Origin of the sequence: Streptomyces sp. TRM68416 (assembly GCF_014596915.1) — a bacterium.
Taxonomy (GTDB): Bacteria; Actinomycetota; Actinomycetes; order Streptomycetales; family Streptomycetaceae; genus Streptomyces.
This window is the reverse complement of record NZ_JACVWU010000025.1, coordinates 75,416-95,109: the sequence shown is the minus strand read 5'-3', so window position 1 is coordinate 95,109 and position 19,694 is coordinate 75,416. Positions and strand designations below refer to the sequence as shown.

The following is a 19,694-nucleotide window of genomic DNA, read 5'->3' as shown; positions in this document are numbered from 1 at the left end:
AGCGCTCGGCGGATCCGGGCCTGGCGGGAGGCGCGGCTTCCCTGCCGGGTGTCGGCAACGAATGTGGGCCGGTGTTGGGTCGCGTCGGACGTTGGCCCTGCTCACGAAGTACCAGATAATCGTGGTAATCGAGTTGCCCGTGCTGATGTTTTCGATGACGGGAGACACGCATGCATGCCGCCGATGTCATCGAGACGTTGCCGACCGCCCTCCCGGACGACGACATCCTGTCTGCCGTACAGATGGTCTCCCGACAGGGGCTGCCCGGCCTGGTCGTCGCCGACGAACAGGGGGAGCTGATCGGCTGCATGTCCTCGGTCGACCTGCTCCGGGCGGCGCTCCCGCCCTACTTCCTGGACGACCCCGGCCTGGTGCACGTCATGGACGAGGTCCATGCGGACCGTGTGGCGGCGGCAATGTCGGGCACCCGCGTCCGTGACGTCCTCACCTGGGGGCCCTCGCGGATCCCCAGGGTCGGTCCGCGGGCGAAGGCCGTGGAGCTCGCGGTGCTGATGGTGCGGCGGCAGTGCCCGTTCGCCCTGGTCGAGCGGGAGGGCGGCGGGATCCTCGGGGTCGTCACCGCCAACCGGCTGCTCGGCCTGCTCGCCACCGCCGCCGAGGCGGCCGTGGCGGAGGACCCGCCGGCCACCACCGCCGTAGCGGAGGACTCGCCTGTCGTCACCACCGCCGTAGCGGAGGACTCGCCTGTCGTCACCACCGCCCCCACCACCCCCGATGACCCCACCCGATGACCGTCCGCCCCGCCTGTGAGGAAGCCGTGTGAGCCTGCTCGACCGAGACTCCACCAGTGCCACGAGCGCGCAGCGGGCGCCCCGGCGCAGGAAGCCCCTGCGTCTGCTGCGGACCGCTCCGCTTCCGGTGGTGTTCTGGCTGCTGCTGTCCGGGCACTACGAGCCGCTGCCGCTGGCGCTCGGGGTCCTCTCGGTCGCCGTGGTGTGCTGGCTGACCCTGCGGGCCGGGCTCGAACACCACAGTGCGACGGTCTCCTTCACCCTGCGTCTGCCGCGTTACTTCCTGTGGCTGAGTGGACAGGTGCTCCTGTCGACCTTCGCGGTGGCCCGGAAGGTCTGGGCCCCCCGTCCCGACCTGCGGCCGGTGGTGCAGCCCACGCCGACACCGCACCTGCCGGAGCTGTCCCGGGTGGTCTACGCCAACTCGATCACGCTCACCCCGGGCACGCTCTCCCTCGACGTGGAGGCGGACCACATCGAGGTCCACAGCCTGGAGGCGGCGAGTGTCGAGGAACTGCACGCGGGGCAGATGCTCAGGCGAGTACGGCGGACGGAGGCGCAACGATGATCTACGCCGTCATGGCGGCGCTCCTGGTCGCCATGGGGCTGACTCTGCTGCGCGCGTTCCTGGGCCCCGGCCGCTACAACCGTATCCTCGCGATCAACACGTTCGGCACCAAGACCGTGCTGTTCGTCGCGGTGGCGGGCTTCCTCTTCGGCCGGCCCGACTTCCTCGACATCGGCATCCTCTACGCGCTCGTCAACTTCGTCGCCACCGTCGCGGTGCTCCGGCTGACCCACTACCAGGAACTCCTGAGCGACACGAAGAGGGGAGAGGAAGGGTGACCGTCCTCGATGTGGTGAGCGCGGTGCTGCTGACCGCCGGCGCCCTGGCCGTGCTCACCGGCGCGGTGGGCCTGCTGCGCTTCCCCGACTTCTACACCCGTATCCACGCCGCCGGCATCACCGACTCCGCCGGTGCCGGACTGATCCTGCTGGGCCTGCTGCTGCGGGTGGACGCCTGGAGCACCGCGGTCCGCCTGCTGATCATCGTGCTGTTCCTGGCCCTGACCGGTCCGACGGCGACGCACAGCCTGGCGCACGCCGCGCGGCGGGACGGCGTGCAGATGTGGCAGGAGGGCGACCCGCGCCGGTGACCACGACCTTCACCCTGATCAACGTCTCGCTGCTCGCCATCCTCATGGCGACCGCGGTCACCATCACCCGGCTGCGCGCGCTCTACGAGGCCACGATGCTGGCGGCGCTGTTCAGCCTGGTCACCGCCTGTCTGTTCGTTCTCCTCGACGCCGTGGACGTGGCGTTCACCGAGGCCGCGGTCGGCGTCGGCATCAGCACCGTGCTGCTGCTCGGCGTGCTCGCGCTGACCCGTTCGCGCGAGTCGGTCACCCCCCGGCTGCGGCGCCTGCCCGGCGCGGTCGCCGTGCTGCTGGTCGGCGGCACGCTCGGCTACGCCAGCCTCGACCTGCCCGAGTTCGGCGGCGCCGACACGCCCGTGCAGCGCCACCCCGTCACGGAGGTGTACCTCCACCAGTCCCAGGAGGACATCGGCATCCCGAACACCGTCACCTCGGTACTGGCCAGCTACCGAGCCCTCGACACCCTGGGCGAGCTGGTCGTCGTCTTCACCGCGGGCCTCGCCGTACTGTCCCTGCTCGGGCCGCTGGCGGGGCCGGAGCGGACCCGGCCGGCCGCCGACTTCCACCTGGCCGACTACCGCGTCATCCGGGTCGTCAGCGGCGCGCTGATGCCGTTCATCCTGCTGTTCGCGCTCTATGTGCTCTTCCACGGCGAATACGGCCCCGGCGGCGGCTTCCAGGCCGGCGTGATCTTCGCCTCCGGCTTCGTGCTCTACGGCCTGGTCTTCGGCCTGGACCGGGCCCAGCGGGTCGTGCCGTCCGCCGCGCTGTGGATCCTGGGCGCGGTCGGACTGCTGCTCTTCCTCGGGCTCGGCGTGACCACCATGCTGCTCGGCGGCTCCTTCCTGGACTACGACGTCCTCGCCGGCCACCCCGAGACCGGGCAGCACGCGGGGATCCTGGTGGTCGAGGCGGGCATCGGCATCACCGTCGCGTCCGTCATGACGACGGTCTTCTTCGGCTTCGCGGGCCGGGGGGTGTCGCGGTGATCGCCTCCCACTACGTCTACTGGATCTTCTTCGCCCTGATGCTGACCGGCCTCTACGTCGTCATCAGCCACGGCAACCTGCTGAAGAAGCTGATCGGCCTGACCCTCTTCCAGGTCGGGGTCTTCCTCTTCTACGTCGGCCTCGGCAAGCGGGACGGCGGCAGCGCGCCGATCGTCTCGGACGAGGTCGAGACCTACTCCCACCCGCTGCCCCACGTGCTGATCCTCACCGCCATCGTGGTCGGCGTCGCCACGCTCGCCGTGGGTCTTGCGCTGGCCGTCCGCATCTTCGAGGCGTACGGCACCGTCGAGGAGGACGAGGTGCTCGACCACGACAAGGCCGACCACATGGCCGAGCGCGCCGTCGAGCGGGACGGCGGCGGCCCATGACGGATCAGCTGCCGGTGCTCCAGGTGGCGGTCCCCCTGCTCTGCGCACCCCTGTGCGTGCTGCTGCGCTCCCGGACCGTGGCGTGGCTGCTGTTCCTCACCGCCGCCCTGTCCTCGCTGGCCTGCGCCGCCTGGCTGACCGAGCGCGTCGACGAGGCCGGGACACTGCGGTACGCGATGGGCGACTGGCAGGCGCCGTACGGCATCGAGTTCGTGGTGAACGGCTTCAACACCCCCGTCCTGCTCCTGGTGTCGCTGAGCGCCGCGGTCGTCGCGGTCTACGGCCGCCGCAGTGTCGCCGACGAACTCGACGCACGGCGTGGCACGCTGCTGTACGCGTGCCTGTGCCTGTGTCTGGCCGGTCTGCTGGGCCTGGCGATCACCGGGGACGCGTTCAACGCGTTTGTCTTCCTGGAGATCAGCTCGCTGTCGACGTACACGATGATCGCCATGGGGCGTCGTCGGCAGGCACTGCTGGCCGCGTTCCGCTACCTGGTGATCGGCACCATCGGGGCGACGTTCCTGCTGCTCGGCATCGGCCTGGCCTACGCGGTCACCGGCACGCTGAACATGGCCGACCTGGCCGGGCGGGTGAGCGGCCAGCACGACAACCGCGCGCTCCAGGCCGCCGTGGTCTTCGTCTTCGTGGGCCTCGCGGTCAAGATGGCCGTCTTCCCGCTGCACGCGTGGCTGCCCGCGGCGTACGGGGAGGCACCCTCCGTGGTGAGCACGTTCGTCGCCGCCACCAGCACCAAGGTCGCGATCTACGTCTTCTGCCGGTTCGCGTTCACCGTCTTCGGTGCCTCGCTGGTGTTCGGGACGATGCCGGTCGGCCGGATCGGGCTGCTCCTGGCCGCCCTGGGCATTCTGGTCGGCTCCGCCGCCGCGTGCTTCCAGAACGATCTGCGGTACGTGCTGGCCTGGTCCAGCGTCGCCCAGATCGGCTACATCGTGGCCGGGATCAGCCTGGCGACCACGGCCGGGCTCTCCGCCGCCTATCTGCACATGATCATGCACGCGGTGACCAAGGGCGCGCTGTTCGCGATCGCCGGGCTGCTGATGCTGCGCCTCGGCTCGGTCCGCCTCTCGGAGCTGGCCGGCATCGGCCGCCGGATGCCCTGGACGTTCGCCGCCTTCGTACTGGCCGCCCTCGGCCTCGTCGGCGTGCCGCCCACCGCGGGCTTCACCGGCAAGTGGGCCCTGGTGACGGCACTCGTCGACGACGGCCAGTGGCCCGTCCTCGCGGCCGTCCTGTCCGGCTCGCTCCTCGCCCTCGTCTACGTCGGCCGCGTCGTCGAAGTCGCCTGGTTCCGCGAGCCACCCGAGCGGACCGAGCCGCCCCGGCCCCCGGCCTCCATGGTCGCGGCCGTCTGGACCCTGGTCCTGCTCTCCCTCTACCTCGGCATCGACCCCTCGCTGCCCGCCCACCTCGCCGACACCGCGGCCGAGGCACTGCTCGGGGACGGGGGTGGCTGAGGTGGTGGACGCCGTGTGGGCCGACCCCGGAGGGGCCGTCGCGCTTCCCGTCGCGGTGGGGCTTCCGCTGCTGGCCTGTGGTGCCGTGCTGCTCCTGCGGAACCGGCCGCATGCGCGGGAGGCGGCCTCCGTGGGGTTCGGGCTCGCGCTGGCCGGGGTGGTGATCGGGCTGTGGCCGGTCGTCGAGGACGGGCTGCGGTTCGAGCTGTGGTCGTGGCTGCCGGGTCTTTCGCTGGCGTTCGCCCTCGAACCGCTGGGCCTGCTGTTCGCCTCGATCGCCGCGGTGCTCTGGCCGGTGACCACCGTCTACGCCGCCGGGTACCTGCGCGCCGCGCGGGAGCCCGCGCACGCCCGGTTCTTCGCCTTCTTCGCCCTGGCGATCGCCTCCGCGATGTGGATCGCGCTGTCGGCCAACCTGGTCACCCTGCTCATCGGCTACGAGCTGATGACCCTGGCGACCTGGCCGCTGGTGGCCCACCACGGCGACGACAAGGCCCGGCGCGGGGCCCGCACCTACGTGACGGTGCTGCTGGTCACCTCCCTCGGGCTGCTGCTGCCCGCGATCGTCTGGACCTGGGTGCTGGCCGGCACCACCGACTTCCGCCCCGACGGCATCCTGGCCGGTCAGGCCGGTTCCGGGGTGCTCACCGTGCTGTTCGCGCTGTACCTGTTCGGCATCGGCAAGGCGGCGCTGATGCCGGTGCACCGCTGGCTGCCCGCGGCGATGGTGGCGCCCACCCCGGTGTCGGCCCTGCTGCACGCGGTGGCCGTGGTCAAGGCCGGTGTCTTCACGGTCCTGAAGGTCACCGTGTACGTGTTCGGCCTGGACACCCTGCGCGAGACCGGCGCGGCGGCCCCGATGACGTGGGTGGCGGCGTTCACCCTGGTCGCGGCTGCCGTCGTGGCGATCCGGGCGGACAACCTCAAGCGCAGGCTGGCCTACTCCACGGTCAGCCAGCTCGCGTACATCGTGCTGGCCGCCACGCTGGCCCACAAGGTGGCCGCCGCCGGGGGCGCCCTGCACATGGTCACCCACGCGTTCGGCAAGATCACCCTCTTCCTGTGCGCGGGCGCGATCGCCGTCACGGCGGGCAAGACCCGTGTCAGCGAGCTGGACGGGCTGGGCCGCGTCATGCCGTGGACCTTCGCGGCGTTCGCGACGGCCACGGTCTCGATCGTCGGCCTGCCCCCGACGGGCGGCACCTGGAGCAAGTGGCTGCTGGTCCTCGGCACGGCCGAAGCGGATGAGATGGTGCCGCTCGTCGTGCTGCTCGCCGGCTCCCTGCTCGCCATGGCCTATCTGATGCCGATCGTGGTGCGGGCGTTCCTGCGACCGCCGCCCGAGCTGCCCGCCCACGGTGAGGCACCGCTGGTGATGACCGGGCCGCTGACCCTGACCGCGCTCGGCTGCGTGGCGCTGTTCCTCGGCGCGGACGCCCTGCTCGACCCGCTGGCCGCGACCCTGGAGCTGCCGTGAGCGACGACGACCACCGCCCGGCCGACGACCACCGCTGGCTGGACGAGCCGCGCAACGTGACGCGCATCGTGCACGCCCTGGCCGTCCTGTGCGCGGCGGCCCTGCTGGCCGACCTGTTCTACACCAAGCATCCCTACTTCTCCTTCGAACGCTGGCCTGCCTTCTTCGCTCTCTACGGCTTCGTGAGCAGCGTGATCCTGGTTCTCACGGCCCAGCGGCTGCGCCGGTGGCTGCGCCGCGACGAGGACTACTACGAGCCGCCGGACCAGGACCACCACGTACCGCCGGACCAGGAACACCACGTACCGCCGGACCCGGGTCACCGGGGCCGGCACGACGAGCCCCCCGCCGAGGGGCCGCGATGACGGCCGCCGCCCCCGCTCTGCTGCTGGTGCTCGGCGCGGCCGGCGTGCCGCTGCTGCGCGGAACGGCGCGCCACGTCCTGATGCTGCTGCTGCCGGTGGCGGGGCTGATCGTGCTGTGGCTGCTGCCCGAGGGCACCGGCGCCACATTCGCGTTCCTCGGCCTTGAGCTGACCCCCGTACGCATCGACGCCCTGTCCCGGGTCTTCGCCACCGGCTTCCTGGTCGCCGCGCTGCTGATCACGGTCTACGCCCTGCACCTGCGCGACCCGCTCCAGCAGGCGCTCGTCCCGCTCTACGCCGGGGCCACGGTCGGCGGCGCGCTCGCCGGTGACCTCATCACCCTGCTCGTGTACTGGGAGTTCGCCAGCCTGGCGTCGGCCTTCCTGATCTGGGCGAGGCGCAGCGAGCGCAGCTACCGGGCGGGCCTGCGGTACCTGGCCGTGCAGCTGACCGCCGGGCTGCTGATCTTCGCCGGAACGGCACTGCGCGTCCAGGCGGGCCTGGGAGTGGAGTTCACCCACCTCGGCCCGGACAGCCCCGGCAGTGCGCTGATCCTGCTGGGGGTGGGCATCAAGTGCGCGTTCCCGCTGCTGCACACCTGGCTGACCGACACCTACCCGGAGGCCACGGTCGTCGGCTCGGTGGCCCTGTCGCCGTTCACCACCAAGCTCGCGGTGTATGTGCTGGCGCGCGGTTTCGCGGGCACCGACCTGCTGATCTGGGTCGGCGTGGCCATGACCGTGTTCCCCATCCTCTACGCCGTCCTGGAGAACGACCTGCGCCGCGTGCTGGCGTACAGCCTGATCAACCAGCTGGGGTTCATGGTCGTCGCCGTCGGTATCGGCGGTGAACCGGGGGTCAACGGCGCCGCCGCCCACGCCTTTGCGCACATCGTCTACAAGAGCCTGCTGTTCATGAGCATGGGAGCGGTGCTCCACCGCACCGGCACCGTCAAGGCCTCCGAACTCGGCGGGCTCTACAAGTCCATGCCGCAGACGGCCGCTCTGTGCATGGTGGGAGCCGCGTCGATCTCGGCGTTCCCGCTGTTCTCCGGCTTCACCACCAAGTCGATGATCATGGAGGCGGCCGGGCTGGAGCACCTGGCCGCGGTCTGGCTGCTGCTCCTCCTCGCCTCGGCCGGTGTGCTCCACTACGTCGGCATCAGGGTCCCGTTCTTCGCCTTCTTCGCCCACGACCGGGGCCACCGGGTGGCCGAGGCCCCGCTGAACATGCGGGTGGCCATGGCGCTGGCCGCGCTGATCTGCGTAGTCGTCGGGGTGGCGCCGAACCTGCTGTACGGGCTGCTGCCGTACCCGGTCGACTATGTGCCCTACACCGTCCCGCACGTGATCAACCAACTGCAGCTGCTCCTGCCGGCCGCGCTGGCCTTCGCGCTGCTGGTCCGCACCGGCCGCTACCCGCCGGCGGTGCGCTCGGTCAACCTCGACGTCGACGTGGTCTACCGCCGGGCGCTGCCGGCCGGCTGGGACGCGCTGTCCCGTGCCGTCCTGCGAGCCGGGGGCGCGCTGGGCCCGCCGCTGCGCCGCTGGGGCGACACCGCGTGGAGCACGGTCACCCGCCCGCTGCGCCCGGAGGCGAGATCGGCGAAGCCGTGGCCGACGCATGTGATGGCCTGGTGGGCCGTCTTCCTGCTGGGGACCGTGCTCCTGCTGACGCTGCTGTAGGCCGCCGTCCGGACGCCGTCAGGGCCCGGTCGCGAGGTAGTAGGCGTTGAACGGGTCGCCCTCCACCGACTTGATGTCGACGTTCGTGAACCCGGCCTCCCGGAGCATCCGCTCCGCCGTCTCCCGGCCCCACACCGTGCCCAGGCCGGCGCCGCCGGTGCTGAGCGAGGTCGTCATGCAGTAGAAGACGGAGAACGCGTAGAGCGAGGGACCGAAGGGGTGCCCGATGTTCTCCTCCAGCCTGCTGGAGGCGGCGATGTCACCCATGAGGAACGTGCCGCCGGGGCGCAGGGCCCTGGCGATCGCCGCGAGCGTCTCGGCGGGCTGTGCCAGGTCGTGGATCACGTCGAAGGCGGTGATGACGTCGTACTCGCCGGTGATCCGCGTCGAGTCGGAGACCGTGTAGTGGAGGTTGCCGAGCCCGGCGCGGGCCGCCTCGGCGCGGGCGGTCGCGATGCCTTCCTCGGACCGGTCCAGACCGTGGAAGCGGCTGGCGGGGAACGCCCGTGCCAGGACGAGCGGAGCGTGCCCCTGCCCGGTGCCCACGTCGAGGACGTCGATGCCCTTCCCCAGCCGTTCGACGAGCCCGGGAACCAGCGGTACGACCGTGTCCACGAGCGCCAGGTCGTACACCCGGGCGGTCTCCTCGGCCTGGAGGGACTGGAAGCGCGGATAGGCCGAGTACGGCACGCCGCCGCCCTCCCGGAAGCACCGCACCACCTGCTGCTCGACCTCGCCCATGAGGCCGATGTACGGCATCATCCCGGCCAGGTTGTCGGGGCCGGCGGCGGTCGTCAGACAGGCGGCGTACTCCGGGGGCAGGGCGTACGTCCGCCGCTCCGGGTCGTACTGCAGGAACCCGCCGACGACCATGCCGCCCAGCCACTCGCGGACGTACCGCTCGTCCAGATCCGCGGCCTCGGCGATCTCGGCGCTGGTCGAGGGCGGGAGTTCGGCCAGCCTGTCGAACAGGCCGCACTGGTGGCCGACGCTGGTCAGCAGGGCGAGCGCGCTCTTGTTCAGGACGTCGAGCACCTCGCCCGCGAAGGCCTCCTGCCTTGCCGTGTCCGGGGCGGGCTGCCGTGTGTCGAGGGTGGACATGGTCGCTCCTTCCGCCGGGGCGGCTGACACCGCGGGGGACCGGTGTCCACTGTCACCGTACGTCCGAAATGTCGCGTTGACTCTTACGGATCGGAGACGTCCGCTCCGCCTCGGCGTACGGGGTCACCCCACGGTCGTCAGCGCGCTCTCGGCGGCGGCCACCACCGTGCGCGCCTGATGCGCCACCTGCTGTTCCACGGGCACCCAGCGCAGGCGCAGGGCCTTCTCGAAGTCTTCGCACCAGGTGAGGAAGAGGTCGTCGAGTTCGCGGTGCAGGGCCGGGGCGGCCGGGTCGTCCGCCGCCGCGAGGAGCCGCAGCAGCAGGCCCGCGGCGCGCAGCGGCTGGCGCCGGGCCACGACGTCGAGGGCGCTGATGTGCGCTGTCGTCAGGAGGTGTGCGCCCTCGGGGGTGGCGGCCCGGCGGGCGAGGGGTTCCCAGGAGTCGGCGACCAGGTCGTAGAGGTCGTCGGCCATCCACTCCAGCACCCGCCTGGGCGGGGACTCCTGGGGCGGGGGCAGGAAGCCGCGCGCCTTGTCGAGGACGGCCGTCACCTGGCGCCCGCCCTCGCGCACCAGTGCGGACAGGTCGCGCAGGGCCCCGGCGGCCTCCGGGTGCGGAGACAGGTCCTCGGCCAGGTCGGTGGCCCACAGCGGCACTTCGACGATCGCGGTGACACCGTCGTACCGCATCGGCGCGCACCAGGTGGACCGGCCGATGTTCTCGGAGCCGGCCGCCAGACGGGCGGTCGCGTCCGGCGGGGGCAGGACGTGGATGCCGGGGCTCGGGTTCTCCCAGTACAGGGCGTCGTAGGTGCCGTGCTGGACCGGGATGCCGAGGGCCGCGGCGGACTCCTGGAAGGGGGCGGCGAGTCCGGGCAGCGCGCGGGTCAACTGGACCCAGCTGCCGCCCGCGTCGACGCTGTGCAGGGAGCACTGGAGGAACGGCCGCAGCTCGTCGATCACGTCGAACAGGGCCTGGCTCTCCGGGAGTTGCCGTGACTCGATCGGTGCCCACTCCGGCTGTTCGGCGGCGACCGGGCGGAAGGCGGCGCGGTAGTACCGCTCCAGGGCGTGGTCGGGGCCGGCCGTCGCCTCCTCGATGCCCTCGCTCAGCGTGGCACCGTCCGGATCCAGACACAGGATCAGGTTCCAGGTGACGCGGGAGGGGTCGGTCGCCGGGGACCGACCCTCGCCCCGGGCCACCCGCTCCGCCAGCGCCAGCGCGGTCGCGCCGCCGACCGGCTCGTCGGAGTGCGGCCCGGCGACCACCAGGACGTGGCGAGGCCCGTGCCCCACGGACAGCATCAGGATCGGACGGCCCGCGCGCGACGTCCCGATCCGGCGCAGGCGGCCGGCCCCCGGAAACCGGGAGACCAGCCGCCGCGCCGACTCGGTGACGTCCGCGACCGTGGGATAGCGGTCCATCACTCGCGGTCCTTCACTCGCGTCACTCGAGGTCCTTCACAGGTGTCGCTCGCGGCCGGTCAGGAGCCGCCGTTGCCACCGCTGTCGCCGGTGGTCTCCTTCTTGTCCAGCGGACGGATCTCGATCTTGTTCGGCATGCCCTGTCCTCCTGAAGGTGGCTGTGGCGTGCGGTGATTTTCCGTGCCCTTGCAAGAGTTCGTTGATCGGGTCACTGTTGTCAATGTCGGTTGTGGCAGGGGCAGTTGGGGCTGACGAGATTGGCGCGAAGATGACGTTGCACGCGATGCGGCGGCCTCGGATCAAGCCGGAGCACCGGGCCTACCGGACGGTGGACGGGAACGTACGGATCGGGAGCGTCGTCCACGGCATCGGCGCCGAGGTCAAGGACCCCGACGGCTGGGTGTGGACGCTGGTCGAGGCCATGGACGGCACCCGCAGCGCCGCGGACGTCGTCGCCGAGGTGTCCCGCCGCCACGGCGAACTGCCGCTGCCGGCACCGGACATCGTCCAGGCGATGACGGACCTCACCGAGGCCGGATACGTGGAGGACGCCGGCGCCGTACCGCCGCCGGAGCTGTCCGAGCGGGAACGCGAGCGCTACGGCCGGGGCATGGCGCTGCTGCGCTGGATGGACCTCCGGCCGCGGGAGAACCCCTGGGAGCCGCAGCTGCGGCTGCGCCGCGCCCGGGTCCTGCTGGTGGGGGTGGGCGGCACCGGCGGGGCCGCAGCCCGGGACCTGGTGGCCTCCGGAGTGGGGCGGCTGCACCTCGTGGAACCGGACGTCGTGGAACTGTCCAACCTCAACCGGCAGACCCTCTTCCGCGAGCACGACCTCGGTACGCCGAAGGCCGACGCGGCGCTGGCCGCGTTACGGGCGCTGAACTCGGACACGACGGTCACGGGGGAGCGCCGCGAGGTGCGGGGGCCGGCGGACCTGGAGGACCTGCTGGCCGGCGGAGGGCCGTACGACGTACTCCTGCTGGGCGCCGACCGCCCGCCGGTGATCCGCCGCTGGGCCAACCAGGTCTGCCTGGCCACCGGCACGCCATGGGCCGAAGCGGGCTATCGCGGGCCCCTGGTGAGCGTCGGGGTCTTCGCGCCCGGCCGGGGCGCGTGCTGGGAGTGCCTGCGCAGCGCCGAGATCGAGCGCCGCGATCTGCGGCTCGGGCCCGGCCAGGACGAGGACGCCGCCTCCCCCCGTATGCCGTGGAACCCGGTGAACGCCGTGACCGCGGGCCTGTCCGGCAGCCTGCTGGCCCACGCCGCGCTCATGCTGCTGTGCGGGGTTCCGCCGGTGGACCCGGGATGCCGCTTCGGACTGAACCTCATGACGCCCGGCGACCCGCTCATGCAACGCACGGCCCAACGCCCCGACTGCCCCGCCTGCGGAACGGAGCCGGCGCTGAACACGGGGCGGGGGAGCGGAGTCGGTGGTGGCGCGGGGGCGGGGAGTGGGGCTGGTGGTGAGCCTGGGGCGGGGGGTGGAGCCGCTGGTGAGCCCGGGGCGGGGAGTGGAGCTGGTGGTGTCCGGGGCGAGGAGTGGAGCCGGTGGTGAATCCGGGGCGGGGAGTGGAGCCGCTGGTGAGCCTGGGGCGGGGGGTGGAACCGGTGGTGAGCCTGGAGTGGGGGGACGGAGTCGGCGGTGAATCCGGAGCGGGGAGCGGCCGGTGGTGAACGCGGGGCGGGGAGCGGAGCCGGTGGTGAGTCCGGGGCGGGAGGAGTGCAGTCGGCGGTGAACGCGGAGCGGGGGGAGCGGACGTGACGGACACGGCGGCGGAGGACCGGCCCCGGATCGAGCCCTCGGCCCGCGTCCTGCTGCACGACCTCGCGGTGCGGCGGGACCGGGACGAGTGGATCGTGGGCCGCATGGCCACCCGGACCTTCGTCGCCCTGCCGCAGGCCGGCGCACGCGCGGTGGAACTCCTGGGCGAGGGGCGGAGCGTGGCCCGCACGGAGCAGACACTGCGCGAGGAGACCGGCGAGGAGTTCGAGATCGCGGACTTCGTCAGGGACCTCACCGCCCTGGGGTTCGTGGCGCGGATCGGGGACCGCCCGGTCCCGGACGCCGAACCGCCGCGCGCCTCACTGCCGTGGCTGCGCCCCCGCCACGTCCGGTTCGCCCTGCACCCGGTCCTTCCGCTGCTCGTCGGGGCACTGCTGACGGCGGCCGTCGTCGCCCTGTTCCACCGCCCCGACCTGCTCCCCGGCTACCGCGACATGCTGTGGAGCCCGCACGGCAGCCTGGTCCTGGCCGGCGGGGCCGCGGCCGGATGGACGCTGCTGCTGGCCCATGAGCTGGCGCACCTGGTCACGGCCCGCGCCGTGGGCGTGCCGGCGAGAATGAGCCTCGGCACCCGGCTGCAGTTCCTCGTCATGCAGACCGACATCAGCGGCATCGAACTCGCGCCCCGCCGCCACCGCCTGACGGCCTATCTGGCCGGAATCGCCCTCAACCTCTCCGTCGCCTCCTGCCTGGTCCTGGTCCTCGCCCTGACGGACCCCGGGCCGACGGCCCACCGCCTGCTCGCGGCGGCCCTGCTGCTGACCCTGCTGCCGGTGCCCTTCCAGTTCATGGTGTTCACGCGCACCGACCTGTACTTCGTCCTCCAGGACCTCACCGGCTGCCGGAACCTCTACGGCGACGGCCTCGCGTACGCCCGTCACCTGTTCCGGCGCGTGACGCGCCCGCGCCGGACCGCCGGGGCCGGCGACCCGAGCGCCGGGCTGCCACCGCACGAGCGCCGGGCCGTACGCCTCTACAGCGTCGTCCTCGTGGCCGGAACGGCGGCCTGCCTGACCTTCATGGCCGCCGTCACCCTGCCCCTCGACATCGCCCTGCTGGTCCGCGCGGCCCGGAGCCTGGGCCCCGACCACAGCCTCACCGCCAACGCCGACGCGGCCGCGGTACTGATCGCCCTGGGCGGAGTCAACGCCCTGTGGCTGCGCACGTGGTGGCGCACGCGCCGAGGCGTGCGGTGATGTGTTGTTGTTCGCCCGCGGGCTCGCTGTGGCTGGTCGAGCGCCCCACGGCGGAACCGCTGACAGACGCGGCCCCGGGCCCCTTTGGGGCGCTGCCGAACCGTAGCCGAATGCGCCGGGTCCGCTTGGCTGTCGGCCGAAAACAACCGTCGCACGAAGGGCCTCTGTCACGCAGGGCCCTTGTGCAATTCCTGTGCAGGCCTCAATCTTTCGGCTGGCACACAGAGTCCGCACAGCAAGCGCCCTCGGATTTGACATGATCACGTCCACCCGAGGGTGGACTTCGTCGTGCCTGCACCACCCCCCACCAGCGCACCACCGATTGAGGAGGACCCCTCAGATGGCAGTGATGCGTCCCACCCGGCGAAGACTGGCAGCGATCAGCGCGACGGCCACCGCGGTACTCACCGCGGGCCTCGTCTCCGCCCTCCCCGCAGGTGCCGCCCCGGCCGCCGGCGACGGCCGGGTCCAGTACGCGGGCGCGGCGAACGCCGTGGCCGACAGCTACATCGTGACCCTCAAGCCGGAGGCGGCCCGCGCCGCTTCGGCCGAGGGCCGCGCGCTCGCCCGGAAGTACGGGGCCGACATCGAGCGCACCTACCAGAAGGCGCTCAACGGCTACGCGGTCGAGGCCTCCGCGGCCGAGGCGAAGAAGTTCGCCGCCGACCCGGCCGTCGCCTCCGTCGTGCAGAACCGCACCTTCAGCATCGCCGCGACCCAGCCCAGCCCGCCCTCCTGGGGCCTGGACCGGGTCGACCAGCGCAACCTTCCGCTCGACCGCTCCTACACCTACCCGGACTCGGCCGGCAGCGGTGTCACGGCGTACGTCATCGACACCGGCGTCCGCATCAGCCACGGCGACTTCGGCGGCCGTGCCTCCTACGGCTACGACGCCGTCGACAACGACAACACCGCCCAGGACGGCCACGGCCACGGCACGCACGTCGCCGGCACGGTCGCCGGCGGTTCCTACGGCGTCGCCAAGAAGGCACGGATTGTCGGCGTCCGGGTGCTGAACAACTCCGGCTCCGGCACCACCGCGCAGGTCGTCGCCGGCATCGACTGGGTCGCCCGCAACGCGGTGAAGCCGGCCGTCGCCAACATGTCCCTCGGCGGCGGCGCCGACACCGCGATCGACACCGCCGTACGCAACGCCATCGCCTCCGGCGTCACCTTCGCCGTCGCGGCGGGCAACGAGTCCACCAACGCCTCGACCAGGTCCCCCGCACGCGTGACGGAGGCCATCACGGTCGGCGCCACGACCTCGTCGGACGCGAAGGCCAGCTACTCCAACTACGGCACCGTCCTCGACCTGTTCGCGCCGGGCTCCTCGATCACCTCGGCCTGGAACACGAGCGACTCCGCCACCAACACCATCTCCGGTACGTCCATGGCGGCCCCGCACGCGGCCGGCGCCGCCGCGCTCTACCTGGCCGAGAACCCCACGGCCACGCCCGCGCAGGTCTCCACGGCGCTGACCACGGCGGCCACCCCCAACGTCGTCACCAGCCCGGGCAGCGGCTCGCCCAACCGGCTGCTGTACGTCGGCGGCGGTACCCCCACCCCGCCCGGACCGCGCTTCGAGAACACCGCCGACTACCCGATCAACGACAACTCCACGGTCGAGTCCCCGGTGACGGTGTCCGGCGTCGCCGGCAACGCGCCCTCCGCGCTGGCGGTCGAGGTCAACATCATCCACACGTACATCGGTGACCTCCAGGTCCAGCTGATCGCCCCCGACGGGTCGGCCTACACCCTCAAGGGCTACGGCACCGGCGGCAGTTCGGACAACATCAACACCACGTACACGGTGAACGCCTCCTCCGAGACGGCCAACGGCACATGGAAGCTCCGGGTCAGCGACAACGCACGGCTGGACACCGGACGGATCGACTCCTGGGCGCTGCAGTTCTGACGCGGCGACTGAGCAGGTAGAGAGCGGGCGCCCGACAGTCCGGAGGGCCGGGCTGTCGGGCGGCTGCCGGGGTTGTGCGGTTCCCCGCGCCCCTCGGCCTACCACTCTGCCTCGGGAAAGGGCGCCGGATCCGTCACCCACCCCGCCGCCAGGACCAGCCGTGAGGGGCGGTGTACGGCCAGGAAGGCGAACGGGCGGTCGAAGGCGGCCTCGACCGTCGTCACGATCCAGCGCAGCTCGGGGATGCCGGTCCCGGCGAGGGAGAGGGCCGTCACCGCCGCGGCCTCGAAGCCCAGCGCGCCGAAGCGGGCCAGAGCGGTCTGTCGCGCCCCGGCGACGTACAGCGGGAACGCGCTCACACCGGGGAAGTGGCCGGGGACGCGGGTCCGGGCCGTCGTGAGGCCGAACAGCTCGTGCCGCTTCCGCAGGTCATGGTCGGACCGCACCTCGTACGCGGGGGTGCAGACCTCCAGGGTGGGCGGCCGGGGCGTCGTCGCACGCTCCTTCACCACCCGCACACCGGGCCCGACCTCCCCGTACGGCAACCGCGTACCGGGCACGACCGCCGACCGGTCCGACAGCAGGCCCACGCCCGCCCCCAGCACCTGCCCGGCCGTCATGCCCTCCTCGCCGAGCAGGAGACGGACGTCGATCCCGTCGGACCCGTGCACCTTCAGCTCGGTGACATGCCCGTCCGGGGTGTCGGCCACCCCGATCCGGTCCAGCAGCGCGCTCTGTCGCCGCAGCCCCAGCAGCACGCGCCCGTCCCACGGCCCGCCCTCCGGCTGCCACGGTGTCTCCCGGAAGGGGCGCAGCCACCGCGTGCGCAGCGACAGCGCGTTGGCCAGCAGCAGCTCGGTGTCGTCCGTGACCTTCGCCGGCATCCGCTCGATCAGACCGCCCGTCCGCTTCGCGGCCCAGGCGTCGAGGGCCTCCTGGTCGGCGGCCGGGTCACCGGTGAGGACCCCGTGCGCCTCCGCCGGCAGCCCCGCCTCCCACTCCTCGCGCAGCTCCAGCGTGCGCTTGGTCCACAGGCCGAGGGCGCTGTCCACACCGGGCATCGCGTCCAGGCCCGCCAGCAGCCCCCGCGCGGCGGCCGCCGCCTCGTCCGCGGGCATCCCGACCGCGTCCGCCAGCTCGGCCCGCGCTGCGCCGTCCGCGCCGTCCGCGAGGAACGCCAGCAGGGGCCAGACCCCCGCCGCGGAGAAGACCGTGCCGCTCTCCGCCGTACCGGCCCACCGCGCGGTCAGCGCGTTCACCGCCCGGACTGTCACGTTTGTAACCCGCATTCCGCCCCCGCCCGCCCCACGCTTACCATGCGCGGTGCGTCCAGTCGTACGTCTGTTCTGCCTCGTCCCGGCACCGCCGCCCGAAACAGGAGCACGGTACTCGTGTCCATCCCTCCGCCCCCAGGCCCCCAACAGCCGCAAGGACCCCAGGGGCCCTACGGACCTCCGGGACCTCAAGGCCCTTACCCCCAGGGCCCGTACGGGCACCACTTCCCCTACGGCTACGGCCGCCCCGCGCCCGTCAACGGGGTCGCCATCGCCGCCCTGGTCCTCGGCATCCTCTGCTTCCTGCCGGCCGTCGGACTCGTCCTCGGTCTGATCGCGCTGCGGCAGATCGGGCGGAAGGGCGAGCGCGGCAAGGGGATGGCCGTGGCCGGGTCCGTGCTGTCGGCCGTCGGGCTCGCACTGTGGACGGTGTCGCTGTCCACCGGGGCCCTCGGCGAGGCCTGGGACGACCTCAAGAACTTCGAGAGCGACGCCACGTACGCGCTCGCCAAGGGCGACTGCTTCGACGCGCCGTCCGGGTTCCGCGACGGCGCCCCGCCCGACGTCGACGAGGTGCCCTGCGCCGGCCGGCACGACGGCGAGGTCTTCGGCGTGGTCGAACTGCCCGGCGGAACGTACCCGGGCGAGGACGAGGTGACGCGGACCGCCGAGAAGCGGTGCGACGCGCTCGCGTCGGCGTATGCGCTGGACTACTGGGCGGTGCCGGAGGAGGTGGGCGTGTACTACCTCTACCCGACCGGCTCGGCCTGGCGGTTGGGCGACCGTGAGGTCACCTGCGTGTTCGCGAGCGCCGAGAAGGGCGCCACCCTCGACGGCTCGCTGCGCACCGACGCGACGACGCTCGACGCGGATCAGCTCGCCTTGCTGAAGGCGCTCAACGCCGTGGACGACGTGCTCTTCGAGGAGCCGGAGGACTATCCCGAGGACGACCTGGCGGGCAGCCGGGCCTGGGCGGGCGACGTCGAGGAGGTCCTCGGCGAGCAGATCGCGGAGCTGCGCGAGCACACCTGGCCGAAGGCGGCGGAGCAGCCCGTCGCCGACCTGGTCGCGGACATGGACGACGCCCGGAAGGCCTGGGCGAAGGCCGCCGCCACCGACGACGTGGACACGTTCTACGAGCACTACGAGAGCGGCTACGCGTTCGTCGACGGCCGGACGACCGTCACCGCGCGCAAGGCTCTGGGACTGGCCACCACGGTGCCGTCGTACGAAGACTACGAGGAGGGCGGCGCCCCGGGGGCGGGCGGCGGCGAACTCGATGTGTGAGGGCGGCCATAGCGGGGAGAAACCGCCTGCGTAAAGCCCCCTCGGGGCATAAGTCATCACATCGAGTGATTCTTTGGCCTTTGCTTGCATCACGGAACCCACGGTTGCCAGGCTGTTGCTGTCTGTACAACCTGATGGGAGCGGCCAGTGACATTCGGTGAGCAGCCGGCGTACCTGCGCGTCGCGGGTGATCTCCGCAAGAAGATCGTCGACGGTTCGCTGCCACCGCACACCCGCCTCCCCTCCCAGGCCAGGATCCGCGAGGAGTACGGCGTCTCGGACACCGTCGCCCTGGAGGCGCGCAAGGTGCTGATGGCCGAGGGCCTGGTCGAGGGCCGCTCCGGCTCGGGGACGTACGTGCGCGAGCGGCCGGTGCCCCGCCGGATCTCCCGCTCCGGATTCCGGCCCTCCGGCGGAGCCACGCCGTTCCGTCAGGAGCAGGCCGACGGCGAGGTGCGCGGCACCTGGGAGTCCAGCAGCGAGCAGGCGGAGGCCGGCGGGGCGGTCGCCGAGCGGCTCGGCATCCGGCCCGGCGACCGCGTGATGTGCACCCGGTACCTCTTCCGCGAGGCCGGGGAGGCGATGATGCTCTCCACCTCCTGGGAACCGCTCGCCGTCACCGGCCGCACCCCCGTGATGCTCCCCGAGGAGGGCCCGCTGGGCGGCATGGGCGTCGTCGAGCGGATGCGCGCCATCGACGTCATCGTGGACAACGTCACCGAGGAGGTCGGCGCCCGCCCCGGCCTGGCCGAGGAACTCCTCGCCCTCGGCGGGGTCCCCGGCCATGTCGTCCTCGTCATCCAGCGCACCTACTACGCCTCGGGCCGCCCGGTCGAGACGGCGGACGTGGTGATCCCGGCGGACCGCTACCGGGCGTCGTACCACCTGCCGGTGAAGTAGCGCACACAGTTCCGGGAGTTGCCCCCGTCCCCCTCCCAACGGACCCCCCGTCCGCAGGCGTTGGAATCTGGCCGTTCTCGCAGGTCGCCGCCAATGTGTGCACCATGCCGCTGACCGCGTCCGTCGGGGTCCGTCGACGGCGCATTCGACGTCGTGCGCCCCCTGCGTACTGGCCGGTTGCGTACCTCTTTGTGCAAAGCCGTGTTCGCTGCGTGAAGGTTAGGCGTACGCTCGGGCATATGCGGATTGCGGTTTCCTTAGCGGGCGGGGTACGGCACGGGCCGCGGACGGGCCCGGTGCGAGCCGGGGCGGCCAGGAGAGGCGGGGCGCGATGAGCGACGGCACGATCACTCTCCCCTGGCTCGTCATACGGCAGGACGACAACGGCAACCGCTACCGCGTGGGCCGCTACGCGACACGGTCCGAGGCCCAGAAGATCGCCGACAGCCTCGACAGCCGCGGCCACAAGCAGCTGTACTGGGTAGAGAAGATCGGCGCGAACGGCACGGCGACCGCGAACTGAG

The 19,694-nt window shown here is 72.3% G+C and carries 19 protein-coding genes; 16 read left to right on the top strand and 3 right to left on the bottom strand.

Annotated features, from left to right (window positions below; all coding sequences use genetic code 11):
• Positions 1-170: 170 nt before the first annotated feature.
• From ICC28_RS32425 to ICC28_RS32380, 10 genes are read left to right on the top strand one after another with little or no spacing between them, the layout of a single operon-like run.
• Positions 171-752: a CBS domain-containing protein gene (locus tag ICC28_RS32425; RefSeq protein WP_188292355.1), complete on the top strand. Its 582-nt coding sequence runs from the start codon at positions 171-173 to the stop codon at positions 750-752.
• 28 nt (positions 753-780) lie between these two features.
• Positions 781-1,320 (top strand): Na+/H+ antiporter subunit E, encoded by a 540-nt coding sequence (locus ICC28_RS32420; protein ID WP_188292354.1) that lies wholly within the window; start codon positions 781-783, stop codon positions 1,318-1,320.
• Positions 1,317-1,598 carry a monovalent cation/H+ antiporter complex subunit F gene (locus ICC28_RS32415; RefSeq protein WP_188292353.1) on the top strand — a complete coding sequence of 94 codons (282 nt, stop codon included), beginning with the start codon at positions 1,317-1,319 and terminating at the stop codon, positions 1,596-1,598. The genes ICC28_RS32420 and ICC28_RS32415 overlap by 4 nt, the downstream gene beginning before the upstream one ends.
• Entirely contained in the window at positions 1,595-1,909 is a 315-nt protein-coding gene (mnhG, locus tag ICC28_RS32410) for a monovalent cation/H(+) antiporter subunit G (RefSeq protein ID WP_188292352.1), read from the top strand. The genes ICC28_RS32415 and mnhG overlap by 4 nt, the downstream gene beginning before the upstream one ends.
• Positions 1,906-2,898 carry a DUF4040 domain-containing protein gene (locus tag ICC28_RS32405; RefSeq protein ID WP_317454140.1) on the top strand — a complete coding sequence of 331 codons (993 nt, stop codon included), beginning with the start codon at positions 1,906-1,908 and terminating at the stop codon, positions 2,896-2,898. The genes mnhG and ICC28_RS32405 overlap by 4 nt, the downstream gene beginning before the upstream one ends.
• Entirely contained in the window at positions 2,895-3,287 is a 393-nt protein-coding gene (locus ICC28_RS32400; protein ID WP_188292351.1) for a cation:proton antiporter subunit C, read from the top strand. The genes ICC28_RS32405 and ICC28_RS32400 overlap by 4 nt, the downstream gene beginning before the upstream one ends.
• The gene (locus ICC28_RS32395; protein WP_188292350.1) at positions 3,284-4,762 is read left to right on the top strand and encodes a monovalent cation/H+ antiporter subunit D family protein; all 1,479 of its coding nucleotides are present in this window, start codon (positions 3,284-3,286) and stop codon (positions 4,760-4,762) included. The genes ICC28_RS32400 and ICC28_RS32395 overlap by 4 nt, the downstream gene beginning before the upstream one ends.
• Complete coding sequence (locus tag ICC28_RS32390; protein WP_317454139.1) at positions 4,755-6,239, top strand: proton-conducting transporter membrane subunit; 1,485 nt, start codon at positions 4,755-4,757, stop codon at positions 6,237-6,239. The genes ICC28_RS32395 and ICC28_RS32390 overlap by 8 nt, the downstream gene beginning before the upstream one ends.
• Complete coding sequence (locus ICC28_RS32385) at positions 6,236-6,604, top strand: hypothetical protein (protein WP_188292349.1); 369 nt, start codon at positions 6,236-6,238, stop codon at positions 6,602-6,604. Before ICC28_RS32390 ends, ICC28_RS32385 begins: the two co-directional genes overlap by 4 nt.
• Positions 6,601-8,289 carry a Na(+)/H(+) antiporter subunit D gene (locus ICC28_RS32380; protein ID WP_188292348.1) on the top strand — a complete coding sequence of 563 codons (1,689 nt, stop codon included), beginning with the start codon at positions 6,601-6,603 and terminating at the stop codon, positions 8,287-8,289. Before ICC28_RS32385 ends, ICC28_RS32380 begins: the two co-directional genes overlap by 4 nt.
• Before the next feature lie 18 nt (positions 8,290-8,307).
• Here the strand turns inward: ICC28_RS32380 and ICC28_RS32375 are convergent, their stop codons facing one another.
• Positions 8,308-9,390, bottom strand: coding sequence for a class I SAM-dependent methyltransferase (locus ICC28_RS32375; RefSeq protein WP_188292347.1), 1,083 nt, complete (start codon positions 9,388-9,390; stop codon positions 8,308-8,310).
• Positions 9,391-9,513: 123 nt separating this feature from the next.
• Positions 9,514-10,815 (bottom strand): M14 family zinc carboxypeptidase, encoded by a 1,302-nt coding sequence (locus ICC28_RS32370; protein WP_188292346.1) that lies wholly within the window; start codon positions 10,813-10,815, stop codon positions 9,514-9,516.
• 268 nt (positions 10,816-11,083) lie between these two features.
• Here ICC28_RS32370 and ICC28_RS32365 point away from each other — a divergent pair, with 268 nt between their 5' ends.
• From ICC28_RS32365 to ICC28_RS32355, 3 genes are all read left to right on the top strand, one after another.
• Complete coding sequence (locus ICC28_RS32365) at positions 11,084-12,370, top strand: HesA/MoeB/ThiF family protein (protein ID WP_223190081.1); 1,287 nt, start codon at positions 11,084-11,086, stop codon at positions 12,368-12,370.
• Positions 12,371-12,573: 203 nt separating this feature from the next.
• Entirely contained in the window at positions 12,574-13,794 is a 1,221-nt protein-coding gene (locus ICC28_RS32360) for a hypothetical protein (RefSeq protein ID WP_188292345.1), read from the top strand.
• Between the two features lie 340 nt (positions 13,795-14,134).
• The gene (locus ICC28_RS32355; RefSeq protein WP_188292344.1) at positions 14,135-15,709 is read left to right on the top strand and encodes a S8 family peptidase; all 1,575 of its coding nucleotides are present in this window, start codon (positions 14,135-14,137) and stop codon (positions 15,707-15,709) included.
• A gap of 98 nt (positions 15,710-15,807) precedes the next feature.
• On the opposite strand, the gene ICC28_RS32350 is transcribed toward ICC28_RS32355, so the two are convergent.
• Entirely contained in the window at positions 15,808-16,998 is a 1,191-nt protein-coding gene (locus ICC28_RS32350) for a serpin family protein (protein WP_188292343.1), read from the bottom strand.
• A gap of 102 nt (positions 16,999-17,100) precedes the next feature.
• On the opposite strand from ICC28_RS32350, the gene ICC28_RS32345 reads away from it, so the two are divergent.
• The 3 genes from ICC28_RS32345 (at position 17,101) to ICC28_RS32335 (ending at position 19,693) form a co-directional block, all read left to right on the top strand.
• Entirely contained in the window at positions 17,101-18,270 is a 1,170-nt protein-coding gene (locus tag ICC28_RS32345; protein WP_188292342.1) for a DUF4190 domain-containing protein, read from the top strand.
• 147 nt (positions 18,271-18,417) lie between these two features.
• On the top strand, positions 18,418-19,170 hold the full coding sequence (locus tag ICC28_RS32340) for a GntR family transcriptional regulator (protein ID WP_188292341.1): 753 nt from the start codon (positions 18,418-18,420) through the stop codon (positions 19,168-19,170).
• 331 nt (positions 19,171-19,501) lie between these two features.
• On the top strand, positions 19,502-19,693 hold the full coding sequence (locus tag ICC28_RS32335) for an SPOR domain-containing protein (RefSeq protein WP_188292340.1): 192 nt from the start codon (positions 19,502-19,504) through the stop codon (positions 19,691-19,693).
• Position 19,694 lies beyond the last annotated feature (1 nt).